Source organism: Aeromonas sp. TS_SC_11, from assembly GCF_057318915.1.
Window position 1 is genome coordinate 4,031,942 of record NZ_CM170470.1, and the last position, 14,261, is coordinate 4,046,202.

Annotated in this window: 13 protein-coding genes; 7 read left to right on the forward strand and 6 right to left on the reverse strand. The window is 59.4% G+C overall.

Translation table 11 applies throughout. The features are described 5' to 3' along the window. Positions 1-2 precede the first annotated feature (2 nt). The 5 genes from rsxD to gloA all read left to right on the forward strand — a co-directional run bounded on the left by rsxD (position 3) and on the right by gloA (position 3,730). The gene (rsxD, locus tag AC1P02_RS18695) at positions 3-1,055 is read left to right on the forward strand and encodes an electron transport complex subunit RsxD (protein WP_485182862.1); all 1,053 of its coding nucleotides are present in this window, start codon (positions 3-5) and stop codon (positions 1,053-1,055) included. A gap of 34 nt (positions 1,056-1,089) precedes the next feature. Continuing rightward, positions 1,090-1,722: an electron transport complex subunit RsxG gene (gene rsxG, locus AC1P02_RS18700; RefSeq protein ID WP_125600482.1), complete on the forward strand. Its 633-nt coding sequence runs from the start codon at positions 1,090-1,092 to the stop codon at positions 1,720-1,722. 73 nt (positions 1,723-1,795) lie between these two features. Beyond that, on the forward strand, positions 1,796-2,554 hold the full coding sequence (locus AC1P02_RS18705) for an electron transport complex subunit E (RefSeq protein WP_408135147.1): 759 nt from the start codon (positions 1,796-1,798) through the stop codon (positions 2,552-2,554). 18 nt (positions 2,555-2,572) lie between these two features. Next, the gene (gene nth, locus AC1P02_RS18710; protein ID WP_131730893.1) at positions 2,573-3,214 is read left to right on the forward strand and encodes an endonuclease III; all 642 of its coding nucleotides are present in this window, start codon (positions 2,573-2,575) and stop codon (positions 3,212-3,214) included. Positions 3,215-3,316: 102 nt separating this feature from the next. Continuing rightward, positions 3,317-3,730 carry a lactoylglutathione lyase gene (gene gloA / locus AC1P02_RS18715; protein ID WP_005310643.1) on the forward strand — a complete coding sequence of 138 codons (414 nt, stop codon included), beginning with the start codon at positions 3,317-3,319 and terminating at the stop codon, positions 3,728-3,730. A 72-nt stretch (positions 3,731-3,802) separates the two neighbouring features. Here the strand turns inward: gloA and AC1P02_RS18720 are convergent, their stop codons facing one another. After that, positions 3,803-4,678, reverse strand: coding sequence for a flagellar protein MotY (locus AC1P02_RS18720; RefSeq protein WP_011898827.1), 876 nt, complete (start codon positions 4,676-4,678; stop codon positions 3,803-3,805). Positions 4,679-4,746: 68 nt separating this feature from the next. Continuing rightward, complete coding sequence (locus tag AC1P02_RS18725; RefSeq protein WP_346206013.1) at positions 4,747-6,720, reverse strand: methyl-accepting chemotaxis protein; 1,974 nt, start codon at positions 6,718-6,720, stop codon at positions 4,747-4,749. Between the two features lie 148 nt (positions 6,721-6,868). Between AC1P02_RS18725 and rnt the strand changes: the two genes are divergently transcribed. After that, positions 6,869-7,540 carry a ribonuclease T gene (gene rnt / locus AC1P02_RS18730; RefSeq protein ID WP_408135146.1) on the forward strand — a complete coding sequence of 224 codons (672 nt, stop codon included), beginning with the start codon at positions 6,869-6,871 and terminating at the stop codon, positions 7,538-7,540. Positions 7,541-7,791: 251 nt separating this feature from the next. After that, positions 7,792-9,114 (forward strand): Na+/H+ antiporter family protein, encoded by a 1,323-nt coding sequence (locus tag AC1P02_RS18735; RefSeq protein WP_087755481.1) that lies wholly within the window; start codon positions 7,792-7,794, stop codon positions 9,112-9,114. A 78-nt stretch (positions 9,115-9,192) separates the two neighbouring features. Here the strand turns inward: AC1P02_RS18735 and AC1P02_RS18740 are convergent, their stop codons facing one another. The 4 genes from AC1P02_RS18740 to AC1P02_RS18755 form a co-directional block, all read right to left on the reverse strand. After that, a complete protein-coding gene (locus tag AC1P02_RS18740) occupies positions 9,193-10,326 on the reverse strand; it encodes an MFS transporter (RefSeq protein WP_485182863.1) in 1,134 nt (377 codons plus the stop codon). Between the two features lie 183 nt (positions 10,327-10,509). After that, positions 10,510-11,448 carry a LysR family transcriptional regulator gene (locus tag AC1P02_RS18745; RefSeq protein ID WP_408135144.1) on the reverse strand — a complete coding sequence of 313 codons (939 nt, stop codon included), beginning with the start codon at positions 11,446-11,448 and terminating at the stop codon, positions 10,510-10,512. Between the two features lie 195 nt (positions 11,449-11,643). Further along, positions 11,644-13,521, reverse strand: coding sequence for a DEAD/DEAH box helicase (locus AC1P02_RS18750; protein ID WP_017412353.1), 1,878 nt, complete (start codon positions 13,519-13,521; stop codon positions 11,644-11,646). Positions 13,522-13,702: 181 nt separating this feature from the next. Continuing rightward, positions 13,703-14,164: a hotdog fold thioesterase gene (locus tag AC1P02_RS18755; RefSeq protein WP_005310625.1), complete on the reverse strand. Its 462-nt coding sequence runs from the start codon at positions 14,162-14,164 to the stop codon at positions 13,703-13,705. Positions 14,165-14,261: the final 97 nt, after the last annotated feature.

A 14,261-nucleotide genomic window follows, 5' to 3' on the forward strand; every position in this document is an offset into this window, starting at 1 on the left:
CCATGTTCAATATCGCGAGTGCGCCGTTTGCCCATAACCGCAAACAGACCCAAACCCTGATGTTGCTGGTGATCCTGGCTTGCCTGCCCGGCCTGCTGGCCCAGACCTGGTTCTTTGGCTGGGGTTCCTTCATCCAGATCCTGCTGGCGCTGGTGACGGCGCTGGGGGCCGAGGCGCTGGTGCTTCGCTTGCGCCGCCGCCCCATCAAGCCCGCCCTGATGGATGGCAGTGCCGCCCTGACCGCCGTGCTGATTGGCATCTCTTTGCCCCCCCTGCTGCCCTGGTGGATGCTGGTACTGGGTACCGCCTTTGCCATCATCATCGCCAAGCACCTTTATGGCGGCCTGGGCCAGAACCTGTTCAACCCGGCCATGGTGGCTTATGTGTTGCTGTTGGTCTCCTTCCCCGTGCAAATGACCAGCTGGTTGCCGCCAGACACCATTCGCGCCTATGACATCGGCTTTGGCGATGCCGCGTCCGTCATCTTTACCGGCTTCAGCCTGGATGGCTACAGCATGGCGCAGCTCAAGCAGGGAGTGGATGGCCTCACCATGGCTACGCCACTCGATACCCTGAAGACAGGGCTGAATCAGGGGCTCACCACGGGTGAAGTGATGAGCCACGCCATATTCGAGGGCTGGGGCGGCATCGGCTGGAGCTGGGTCAACCTGGGTTACCTGCTGGGCGGCCTGTTCCTGCTGCAGCAAAGAGTGATCAACTGGCGTATTCCGGGTGCCATCCTGGGTTCCTTGTTGCTGGCCGCAACCCTGGGTTATCTGATGACGCCGGATGCCACCGCCACCCCCATGTTCCATCTGTTCAGCGGTGCCACCATGCTGGGGGCCTTCTTCATCGCTACCGATCCGGTCAGTGCCAGCACCACGCCCCGTGGCCGGCTGGTATATGGCGTACTGATCGGCGTGCTGGTCTACCTTATCCGTCGCTTTGGCGGTTACCCTGATGCCTTCGCCTTCGCCGTGCTGCTGGCCAACTTGTGTGTTCCGCTGATCGACAGCCTGACTCGCCCTAAGGTCTATGGAGCACGTCGCAAATGATCCCGGCGCAAACCTCACTCTCAGGAAGTATCCAATGTTAAAGAGCATGCGCAAAAACGGCGTCACGCTAGCCCTGTTTGCCCTGGCCTGCACCGCCGTTGTGGTGCTGACCAACGAGCTGACCCGCGACAGGATCGCCCATCAGCAGCAGCTGGAAAAGCTGCGCACCCTCTCCGCCCTGTTGCCAGAGGGAAGCTATGACAACGACCTGGTGGCCAGTTGCAAGCTGGTACAGAGCAAAACCTATCTGGGCAGCGATCAGGCCATGCCGCTCTACACTGCAACCCTGAAAGGCGAGACCACGGGTTATGCGCTGGAAACCGTGGCACCCGACGGCTACAGTGGGGCCATTCGCCTCATCGTCGGTACCGATGCCAAGGGCAGCGTCAGTGCTGTGCGGGTGCTGGCCCACAACGAGACGCCGGGCCTGGGTGACAAGATAGAGCTGAAGAAATCGAGCTGGATAGAAAGTTTTGTCGGCAAGTTCCTCAGCCGCGACAACGAGGCAAGCTGGGCGGTGAAAAAAGATGGCGGCGAATTCGATGCTTTCACCGGCGCCACCATCACCCCCCGCGCCGTGGTCAAAGCAGTGAAAAACCTGCTGCTGCTGGAGCAAACGCACCCTGAATTGCTGCGTGATGCCCCTCCGTGCGACCCCACGCCATAAGCCTGGGCCCACACATATGAAACAGACTGATGTGCTATGCATATCCATGTGCCATCTCAGCCGGAGCCGATAAATGGAACACTCTCATACACTGGATGACCAGACCCCGATCAGTGAGGGCAAGGGCCGTCGTGAAGAGCTCAAGGAGCTGATACTGCAAGGGCTGTGGAAGAACAACCCTTCCCTGGTGCAGGTGCTGGGGCTCTGCCCTACCCTGGCAGTTTCCTCCACCTTTACCAATGCGCTCGGACTGGGATTGGCCACCATGGCGGTGCTGGTGAGCTCCAACCTTGCCATCTCCCTGGTGCGCAACCTGGTGCCCAAGGACATTCGCATTCCCATCTACGTGATGATCATCGCCGCCCTGGTCACCAGCGTGCAGCTGCTGATGAATGCCTATACCTATGGCCTCTATCAGGCGCTCGGTATCTTCATCGCCCTGATTGTCACCAACTGCGTCATCATAGGCCGGGCCGAAGCCTATGCCTCCAAGAATCCCCCCCTGTTGGCGGCACTGGACGGTTTCATGATGGGACTGGGCTTTACCTTGGTGCTGCTGGTGCTGGGTGGCCTGCGGGAGATCATCGGCATGGGGACCTTGTTTGACGGCGCCGAATTGCTGCTGGGTGACTGGGCCAAGTCCTTGCGCATCGAGCTGTTTCATGCCGATGCCAGCCTGCTGCTGGCGATCCTGCCGCCGGGGGGCTTTATCGGGCTAGGCCTGATGATCGCCGGCAAGAATGCCATCAATGACTGGCGTGATCGCAAGCAAGCCGCCCCCCTTGCCGATAGCAATGTGTCTGTGGCGGGTGTGCGTGCCACCCAGCTCTGATCTGAGACGTGAGAAACCATGAACAACCAGAAACGCAGACAGATCCTGGAGCGACTGCGGGACAACAATCCCCATCCCACCACAGAGCTCAAATTCACCTCGCCCTTCGAGCTCTTGATTGCCGTGTTGCTGTCAGCCCAGGCCACCGACGTAAGCGTCAACAAGGCCACCGACAAGCTCTATCCGGTGGCCAATACCCCGGCCGCCATGCTGGCGCTCGGGGTGGATGGGCTGAAACAGTACATCAAGACCATAGGCCTGTTTAACACCAAGGCCGAAAACGTCATCAAGACGTGCGCCATCTTGCTGGAACGCCATGGCGGCGAGGTGCCGGAGAACCGCGAGGCGCTGGAAGCACTGCCCGGTGTGGGTCGCAAGACCGCCAACGTGGTGCTCAATACCGCCTTTGGCTGGCCCACCATCGCCGTCGATACCCACATCTTTCGGGTGTCCAACCGGACCGGCTTCGCGGTGGGCAAAAACGTTGATCAGGTGGAAGAGAAACTGCTGAAAGTGGTGCCTGCCGAGTTCAAGCTGGATGTGCACCACTGGTTGATCCTGCACGGCCGTTACACCTGTCTGGCTCGCAAACCGCGCTGCGGCTCCTGTATCATCGAAGACTTGTGTGAATACAAAGAAAAAGTCTATCCACAGGAATAAGGCAGCATGCAGGCTGTACGCTATAGCCCGCAAACTTCTGCTGCGATTCCTGTATCATCCAAGACTTGTGTGAGTACAAAAATCTACCCGGAGAACTGAGCAATGAGAATTCTGCATACCATGCTGCGTGTTGGCGATCTGCAACGCTCCATCGACTTCTACACCCGAGTGCTGGGTATGAAACTCTTGCGCAAGAGCGAAAACAGCGAATACAAGTACACCCTGGCCTTCGTTGGCTACGGTGACGAAAAAGACGAAGCCGTCATCGAGCTCACCTACAACTGGGGTGTCAGCGAGTACGAACTGGGCTCGGCCTACGGCCACATTGCGCTTGAAGCGGACGACATCTATGCCACCTGCGATGCCCTGCGTGCCGCCGGTGCCAAGATCACCCGCGAGCCAGGTCCAGTGAAGGGCGGTACCACTGTCATCGCCTTCGTGGAAGATCCAGACGGTTACAAGATTGAACTTATCGCCAAGAAAGATGCCGGCAGCGGCCTGGGTGACAGTTTCTGAGGCAATGCCTCAGGCAACGCCCAATAAAAAAGAGCGCTGCGGCGCTCTTTTTTCATGTCAGTGTGCAGGTTATCAGATGGTGCCATTGCGGCCCATATTGATCACCACCCGCCGGTTCTTGGCGCGACCATCCTCGGTTTCGTTGGAGGTGGCATGGCGCTTCTCGCCGTGCCCTTCCACCGAGATCTTGCCCGGATCGATCCCCAGATCCACAAACACCTTCTTGATGGCATCGGCCCGCTTCTCGGAGAGTTTCTGGTTAGGCCAACGGCCGCCATAACTGTCGCTGTAGGCGTTGATCACCACCACATCTATGCTCTTGTCGACCTTCACATACTCGCCGATCATCGCCAGTCGCCGCCGGGAGGCCAGTGACAGCTGATCGCTGTTCTTGTCATAGGAGAGCACGCTGAAGGCGATGTCATTGAAGCTATAGGGCAACAATCCACTCAGGCAATCCACAAAGGCCTGGTACTTGACCCGAAAGTTGACAGATGAGAGGGAGACCCGCACCGGCCGGTTCTGACGGTACCAGTCACGATACTGGAAGGTTGGCATGCGGCCACCCTCCAGCTCATCGAGCATGGTCCAGGCAGTCTGTCCCTCCACCAGGCCATCAAACTGCTGGTAAAAGCGCAACTGGCTCACTTCCCGCCCGGCAACACCGGGACGCCAGAGTGGCGGCATGATCCCCAGACTGACCGTCTGGGTCTGGGCTTGCTGTCGCAGCCCCTTGAGTTCGAAATCCAGATTGATCTTGCGACCGGCACGGCTGACGAAAGCGCCCGTCCCCCAGTTGGGAATAGGGTGTTCTAGGCGGCACTCCACTTGCGTATCCGAGGTCAAACGCCAGACGGATTGATCCAGGCCGGCACCAAACTCGGTAACCCCCGCCTGTAATTGCATACTCACTGATATGCTGACCAATCCGACTATCCAAGCGTTCAAGTGCCTGCCCTCCACACGATCTCACGTTAGGTATCGGCAGGGGCAGGGCAAGCTTTAGGGCAAAGCACTCAGTGGGGGGCAGGACGATCCATCAGCTTGAAGCTGGCAATGCGACCCGCCAGCTCGCGAGCCAGCAGATCCAGCTCGGCGCTGTTTTGCTGCAAGGTTTCAGAGTGCAGGCGATGAGCTTCGTACACCTCGCGTATGGTCATCACATTGTGCTGGATATCGTCAGTGACGTAGCGCTGCTCCTCCGTCGCGGTGGCCACCTGGGCAGTCATGTCACTCACCTTGCGCACCTCGCTCACTATGTCGCTCAGCTCGCTCCCCGCCCGCTTGGCTTCGGTCACGCTCAAGCCCGCCTGTTCAGTGCCCAGATGCATGGCCGTGACCGCCTGATCCGCGCCCTGGCGCAATCGGGACAACATCCGCTCTATGTCCTCTGCCGCCTGCTGGGTGCGAGAGGCCAGTGCCCTCACCTCTTCCGCCACCACGGCAAAACCACGACCAGATTCACCGGCCCGGGCCGCCTCTATGGCTGCATTGAGGGCAAGCAGGTTGGTGCGATCCGAGATCTGCTTGATGAGATTTAGCGCCTCACCGACCGACTCTGTATCCTGATACAGGCTATCCACCAGTTGCTGGGTGTTGGCCAGAGTGCCCGCCACCAGCTGGATGGCGTCTATGGTCTGATCGACCTCCTTGTCGCCCTGACGGGCACGTCCGATAGCCTGCTGGGTCGCCAGCGACGTCTGGGTTGCATTGCGCGCAATCTCGGCCACCGTCGAAGCCATCTCGGTAGCTGCCGTCGCCACCAGGTCCACCTGACCGAAACCTTTGACGACGCCAGCATTCACCTCGGCGATCACGTCTGCCGAGGTGGCTGCGCTGCGGGCCAGCACCTCGCAGGAGCGACGTACCGCCAGCAACAGCCCCTCAAGGTGCGCGAGGAAATGGTTCAGATCCTGCGCCAGGGCGCCCAGTTCGTCACCGGACCGCCAGTTGACCCGCACCGTCAGATCATTCTCCTGTACCAGCCGTTTGAAGGTCTGGTGCAACGCCATAAAACCCAGGTGCAGATCTCGCACCACCCGCCAGCAGACGAAGGTGGTCAACGCAACGCACAACAGCACGCCGAGCGCCGCCCACCAGAAGTCGCTGGCACTCTTTGCTCGCATCTGCTCGACCCGCTCGAACAACTGCTGATAAAGGCGATCTTCACTCTCCTTGAGCAGACCTATCTTGTCGGTACTCAAGGCAAACCAGGCTTCGGCATCGACCCCGAAGCCGCCTGTGGTGGCTTTGTCCAAGGCCAGTTGCTCCATTGCGGCGACCTTGGCTACCACGGGAGAGGTCAGGCTGTCGGCCAGCAGTTGACGTTGTGACGGGCTCGCCACCGCCTGGAAACGCTCGAGATAGGTATTCTGGGCCGCCAGCAGGGAGATGAATTGCTGCAACAACGCGGGGGTAAAGTGGTCACGGCCGAACACATTGCTCAGGGTTGCCCGCTCCAGCCCCATTCGTTCCTTGCTCTGCAAGAAGGCGGCGTAGGCATTGGTCTGCAGCGCTATGGTGGCATCCTGACTGTTGAGGCTGACCTGGTCCACCACGGCCAGCAGCTGGCTGATAAGACGGCTGTAAAAGCCAACCTGCTCGGCCACTTCGACCCCCAGCGCGCCGACCCGCTCACGCATGGCGGTGAGCCCGGTCAGCGCCTGTTGTACCTCTCCCAACGCCAGCAAGGCGGGATCCTCGTGAAAACGGACCAGCAGGGTATCGACCAGCTTGCGCTGGGCAGGCAGGGCGTCGCGAAACTTGTTGCCACCAGAGCCCAGGAAACCTGCCGACATGCCGCGCTCCTTTTGCAGCTCGTGGGCCAGTTGCGCCGCCTCCCGCACGACATAGAGTGCCGCTTGTGCCTGGCTCATCTCCTGTTCGACCTGATAACGCTCATACACGTATCGGCCAGAAAAAAACAGCAAGGCCAGCAGTGGCAGGCAGACCACCAGCAACATCTTGTGTGCCAATCCCAGCTTGTTCATCCCCTCTCCCCATTCCATTGTTGAAGTGGTCAATTATAAGCACGAGTGCCGAGAATAGAATCAGACGTCCGTCTCATGGCTGCTGATGAGGGACAAAGGCTGGCTTTTTTGCCATAATGCCGCCTCATTTCACGCCGACCGAGATACCATGACCGACGCTGTACACACTCTCAAGGGCCGTTTTCGTGGCTTTTACCCCGTCGTCATCGATGTTGAAACCGCCGGGTTCAATGCCAGAACAGACGCCTTGCTGGAGATAGCCGCCTATACCCTCAAGATGGATGAGGATGGCTGGCTCGCTCCCGATCAGGTCTTTCATTTTCACGTCGAGCCGTTCGAAGGCGCCAACCTGGAAAAGGCGGCGCTGGAGTTCACCGGCATAGACCCCTTCAATCCGCTGCGCGGCGCCGTCAGCGAGAAAGAGGCGCTGACCGAAATTTTCAAGGGCATTCGCAAAGGGATGAAAGAGAGCGACTGCAACCGCGCCATCATAGTGGCCCACAACGCCACCTTCGATCATGGCTTTGTCATGGCTGCTGCCGAGCGGGCCGGCCTCAAGCGCAATCCGTTCCATCCGTTTGCCACCTTCGATACTGCCGCACTCTCCGGTTTGGCCCTGGGTCAGACAGTGCTGGCCAAGGCGTGCCAAAGCGCTCGCATCCCGTTTGACAATAAAGAGGCGCACTCGGCCCTCTATGACACAGAACGCACCACTGAGCTGTTCTGTCATATTGTCAACCGCTGGAAGAGCCTGGGTGGCTGGCCACCGGCCCACCCGGATGATGCCCCCGTCGATGACGCGAACGAAAAAGCGGGATAAGCAACGAGCAAGAAGGCTGCCATGGCAGCCTTCTTCTATTGGGATACGGCATCAAAGTGGTTTGACCAGAATGGCAGGCAGACCCGGACAGCACAGTTTTCAACCGCTCTGCCCCCCTCGCCCACCCCAACCCTTCAGGGAGGCGTCTCACAGGCCATTTGCCTGATTTTTTACTCGACATTTGTCGTGATTTTCGCAAACTAACTGCCTTTCAAAAGACAGACAACCAATAACCATTAAAAGGAAGTCACATGAACCCTGTTGTTGTCGCGGTCTCGCTGATGCTGGTGCTCAGCCTGCTGCGGATCAATGTGGTGGTCTCGCTCTCCATCAGCGCCATCGTAGGTGGCCTGCTGGGTGGTCTATCCCTGGCCGACACCCTCAGCACCTTCAGTGGTGGCCTGGGCGGTGGCGCAGAGATCGCTCTCTCCTATGCCATGCTGGGGGCCTTTGCGGTCGCCATCTCCCGCTCCGGGATCACCGACCTGCTGGCCCGCAAGGTGATCAACCAGCTGGGGCAAGATGCCAGCAGCTCTCGCATCCTCTGGGTCAAGACACTGCTGCTCGGCGCCGTCCTTTGCGTATCCGTCGCCTCCCAGAACCTGATCCCGGTCCACATCGCCTTTATTCCCATCCTGATCCCGCCGCTGCTGCACGTCATGGCCAAGATGAATATCGACCGCCGTCAGGTGGCCTGCGTCATCACCTTCGGCCTGACCGCGACCTATATGCTGCTGCCGGTGGGCTTTGGTGGCATCTTCCTCAACAACATACTGGCCAAGAACCTGATCGACAACGGGGTACCGGTCGAGCTTGGCCAGCTGCCGATGGCCATGGCAATCCCTGTGCTGGGGATGTTCGTTGGCCTGCTGATCGCCGTGTTCATCACCTACCGCAAACCGCGCCAGTATGACATGGACAAGATCCTGGCCGCCGAGCCCGAATCCGTCGAACTCAATCTCAACCACATCTGGGTTGCCCTGCTGGCCATCGCCGTCGCCCTCGGGCTGCAGCTGATGACCAACAGCATAGTGCTGGGAGCATTGGCGGGCTTTGTCATCTTCACCTGTGGCGGTGTCATCAAGTTTCGCGAGAGCCAGGACGCCTTCACCCAGGGCGTGCGCATGATGTCCCTCATCGGCTTCATCATGATCTCAGCCGCTGGCTTCGCCGCCGTGATGAAGGCGACCCACGGGGTGGAGAGCCTGGTGCAATCCGTCTCTGCGGTGATCGGGGATCAAAAAGGCCTCGCCGCCTTCCTGATGCTGCTGGTTGGTCTCTTGATCACCATGGGGATTGGCTCCTCCTTCTCCACTGTGCCCATCATAGCCACCATCTATGTGCCGCTCTGTATCCACCTCGGCTTCTCCCCCATGGCGACCATAGCCCTGGTTGGCGCCGCCGGTGCGCTGGGGGATGCAGGTTCACCCGCCTCGGATTCGACCCTGGGCCCCACGTCGGGTCTCAATGCCGATGGTCAGCACGACCATATCTGGGACAGCGTGGTGCCCACTTTTATTCACTACAATATCCCGCTCATCCTCTTTGGCTGGGTGGCGGCCATGGTGCTCTAGCGCTCGGACAAGCAGCAGACACGCAAAAGGCGACCTCGGGGTCGCCTTTTCATTGGATGCAAACCTTGGCCTATACCATCAGCCGACAGAGTGGCTCTCCCCCTTGGTGACCAGGCCATACCCCAAAGCCAGCAACGCCAATACCAGACCCAGGCTGCCGACCCCAATCCAGCCACTCATCTGCCAGGCCAGCATGGCACCACTGGAGCCCAGGGTTCCCCCCAGAAACATACCCACCATGAAGAGGGTGTTGATCCGGCCTCTTGCCTCTGCTTTCAAGCCATAGATCCGTTGCTGATGGGCAATCAGGGCACTTTGTACTCCCAGATCCAACAAGATGACCCCCACGGCCAGCCCGAACAAGGAGAGCCATGCCTCAAACAGGCACCAGGCCAGCACCACCAGCAGCGCACCAGCAAGTGCTACCGACCTGGAGCCAAGCGTGTCAGCCATTCGTCCCGCCAGGGGCGCCGCCAGCACGCCCACTATGCCGATCACCCCGAACAAGCCGGCAGCTTCCGCACCGAGGTGGTACTCGGAATGGGCGAGATAAAAAGCCAGCACTGTCCAGAAAGCGCTGAACGAGGCGAACAGCAGAGCCTGGGCCAGGGTTGCCCGGCGCAAAGCAGGCTCTTCTCGCCACAACACCAGTAGAGAACGCAGCAAGCTGGCATAGCTCATGGTGGAACGGGGCAGATGCAGCGGTATCATACGTGCCATCAGCACGGCCCCCAGCAAGGCCAGCGGCACACCGAGCCAGAACATGACTCGCCAGCTGGCATAGGCGGTGATGAAGCCCGCCAGGGTACGGCTGAGCAGGATCCCGCTCAGCAAACCGCTCATTATGCTACCGACGACGGCTCCCCGTCTGGCGGGATCGGCCAGGGTCGCCGCAACCGGTACTATCTGCTGGGCCGCGGTTGCACCGATACCCAACACAATGGAAGCCAGCATCAATGCTGCCGCTCCCGTCGCCATTGCCGCCATTGCGCAAGCCGCTGCAATTAGCACGAACTGCGCCACAATCAACCAGCGACGCTCCAGCACATCCCCCAATGGCACCAAAAACAACAAGCCGGCGGCATAGCCCAGTTGAGTCAGCATGGCAATCATGGCAACCGCTGGCTGGCCGGGGAAATCCCGCGCCATCACCTCCAGCATGGGCTGGTTGTAATAAATGTTGGCGACCGCCAAACCACAGGACATCGCCATGGCGAATACCAGTGATGAATTGATCCCAGCGCTCGGCAGGACCGCCGGGCGGCTTGATACCGATAAAGTCATGACACCATCCTCATACATGATTGAAATCCTGTGATGAACACAGGGTAACGAAGATGAGGAAGACTCAGTAGACAAGCGGCGGCAATAACACTTATTCCGCCGGGGAATGGATCAAGGATGGGTTGATGGCATCTGCAATACGGGGAGTGCTGTCACGAACGCCAAAAACACTTGAGACTTGGCGCTGATCTGCCGCCCCGAGGGAAACAGAGCCCACAGATCAAGCCGGGGAAGCTGCCAGTCAGCAAGAATTGCCATGACTTCGCCACTGGCAAGCTCGGGGGCAAACATCCACTCGGAGGTAATGCCCAGTCCCACTCCCGCCAGCACGGCGGCTCGCATCCCTTCGGCGGCGGAGACAGTCAGCCGCCCCTGCACTGTCAATGTGACCTGATTTTCACCCTGTATAAAGTGCCACTGTTGCCCCATACCGGGCTTGGGGCTGTAGACCACCAGCGGACATCCTTGCAACTCGCCGGGGGATGAGGGCGTACCATGGGTTGCAAACCAGGCCGGCGCCCCCACCACTCTCATGGCGCAGTGCCCGAGCTTGCGGGCAACCACACCAGAATCGACCTGCTCACCGAGACGCAAAGCCACATCGATGCCTGCGGCGATCAAGTCGACATTGCTGTCATCCAACAGTACGTCTATCTCCAGATTGGGGTGGGCAGCCAGCAGTTCATGAAGGTGGGGAATGATATGCAGACGGGCAAAGGTGACAGGGGCGCTTACCCGCAGGCGGCCGCTCAAGCTGCTGCGGCACTGCGCAACAGTAGCATCGGCCTCTCTGATATCGTCGAGGATCTGCCTCGCTCGCAGATAATACGCCTCACCTGCCTCTGTTGGCGTCAGGCCGCGGGTCGAACGCAGCAATAGACGACTGCCAAGCTGTGCTTCAAGCTGGGCAATCAGCTTGGATATCGCTGGCTGACCCAGCTTGAGCCGACGTGCCACCGCAGAGAAAGAACCGGTTTCCACCGCCAGCACAAACGCTTCCATTGCCCCGAGCCTGTCCATTATCCCCTCCCCCTTCTTTAATACCATCATGCGGCTTCATGCAGGCCACCGCTAACGTCACCCCAAAATGCGCTCTTTAAACGCCTGTCATGCCCATGGGTCAGCTATCGCTGATCTCTGGATAAATGCAGCCGGAACCAAGACAGGTCTACAGTAGCGCAACCTCATGTACAAAAACAAAAAAGGCCGCTCGATGAGCGGCCTTTTTATCAATGCAATCAGGACTTAGCTGTCGCGGCGCTTGTTGCCACCGAACTTGCGATCCTTGTTGAAGCCACCTTCACGGCGCTCCCCGCTCTTGTTGAACGGACGGTCACCGCTGGGGCGGCGATCCTTGTTGAAAGGACGATCGCTGCGGGGCGGACGGGGGGCGGTATTGCTGCCAGCCGGCACCTCTGTGTAGCGGGTGATCATCAGCGGACGCTGGCAAACACGGGCTTTCTTGATCACTTCCAGCACATCGGCGGTCATGCCCTTGGGCAGGTCGACGGTGGAGAAGTCATCAGCGATATCGATGTTGCCGATGAAACGGCTCTCGATGTTCGCTTCGTTGGCGATAGCGCCCACGATCTGGCCCGGCTTGACACCGTGATGGGCACCCACGTCTACGCGGTAGCGCTCCATCTCGACATCCGGGTTGTCTTTCAACGGACGCGGCTCGAGGGACGGCATGCGACGGGCAGGACGATCACCACGGTCAGCAAAATCACTGCCACCGTCACGGCGTTCGAAATCACGACCACCACGATCATTGCTGCTGAACTGCGGCTCAGGGATGGAGTCATCCAGCAGCAGCGGTTGATCACCCTGCACCAGCTTGGCCAGGGCGGCAGCCAATTCCAGCGGATCGGCAGAATCTTCTTCGATCAGCTCGTTCACCAGGTTCAGGTAGAGCTCAAGCTCTTCGCCCATCATGGTTTCCCGGATGCGCTCTTTGAACTTGGTCATACGGTGCTGGTTGATGTCCTCGGTGCTCGGCATCTTCATCGGCTCGATGGCCTGACGAGTGGCGTGCTCGATGGCGCGCAGCATACGACGCTCGCGGGGAGCAACAAACAGGATGGCTTCACCCTTGCGACCAGCACGACCGGTACGGCCGATACGGTGAACGTAGGATTCGGTATCGTAAGGAATGTCGTAGTTCACCACGTGGGTGATACGCTCGACGTCCAGACCACGGGCGACAACGTCGGTGGCGATCAGGATGTCCAGCTGGCCTTGACGCAGCTTGTCAACGGTACGCTCACGCAGCTTCTGCGGGATGTCACCGTGCAGCGCTTCACAAGCATGGCCACGAGCGGCCAGTTTGCCAGCCAGCTCTTCGGCAGCATTCTTGGTACGCACGAAGACCAGTACGGCTTCGTACGGCTCGACTTCCAGCAGACGGGTCATGGCGTCCAGCTTGTGCAGACCGGTTACCTGCCAGTAGCGCTGACGGATGGTCGGTGCAGTGGAGGTCTTGGAGACGATCTTGATCTCTTTGGGCTGCTTCAGGTGCTTCTGGGCAACACGGCGGATCTGGTCCGGCATGGTGGCAGAGAAGAGAGCAACCTGACGGGTGCTCGGGCACTGTTCCATGATCCAGTCCACGTCATCGATGAAGCCCATGCGCAGCATTTCATCAGCTTCGTCCAGCACCAGAGCTTTCAGACCGGAAAGATCCAGGTTCTTGCGACGGATCAGGTCCATCACACGGCCAGGAGTACCCACGACAACCTGGGCACCGCGACGCAGGGCGCGGGTCTGGGTTTCGTAAGAGGAGCCACCGTAGATGGGCAGGACGTGGAAGTCAGGCATGTGCTTGGCGTAACGTTGGCACGCCTCGGCAACTTGCAGGGCCAGTTCACGGGTCGGAGCCAGCACCAAAACCTGGGTGTTGCGGTTACCAGCTTCCAGACGAGACAACAGAGGCAAGGCAAAAGCAGCGGTCTTCCCTGTACCGGTTTGCGCCTGCCCCAGCAGATCGTGTCCCGCCATGAGGTGGGGAATTGCTGCGGCCTGGATCGGTGACGGGCGCTCATAGCCCACGTCTTGCAGCGCTTTCAATACAGGCGCGGCCAGTCCAAGCTCACTAAAAAGGGGCAGTTGTTCGGTATCAGACATAGATTCTTCCAGATTAAGGCAGGCGGCTAAGCACCGCGGAATAGCAAAAAGGCGGCGATTATAGCGCCACTTTGTTCTGCTGTCTTGAAAAATGTGATAAGCCTCTCAAGACGTTGGCAATTATAGAGGGATCTCGCGACTATGGCTTGCTTATTTTGCACTACTGGTGCGTTATTGCTGGTCACTCCCCGCTGGAGTCCTTGTCCCGCTTGTGTTTGAGCACCGCCATGGTCAACCGACTGGTGCACAATAAACGCCCACGTTCATCCCGAATTTCAATCTGCCACACCTGGGTCGTTGCCCCCAGATGCAGGGGCGAGCAACGCCCTGTGACCACCCCTTCCCGCTTGGCGCGCAAATGGTTGGCGTTCACCTCCAGCCCCACACAGTAGCTGTCCGGCCCGACCGCCATATTGGCAGCCAGCGACCCGAGTGTCTCCGCCAGCACCACTGAGGCGCCGCCGTGCAACATGCCTAGGGGCTGATGGGTTCTGTGGTCCACCGGCATGGTGGCTTCGAGCCAGTCGGGGCCAACATCCGTGTAGATGATATCGAGGTGGGCCATCAGGGTGTTGCGCGACGAGGCATTGAGCCCTTCCAGACTCATGGGCTTGCGCCAGATGGGGGCAGTATCGTGACTCATGGGGGTGATGACTCCTCTAATGTGAGAAACAGGTTGAAACAATCGGCAGGAAGCAAAACTGGGGCCCGGCAGCACAGCGGCAAGGCCCCATGGAAAT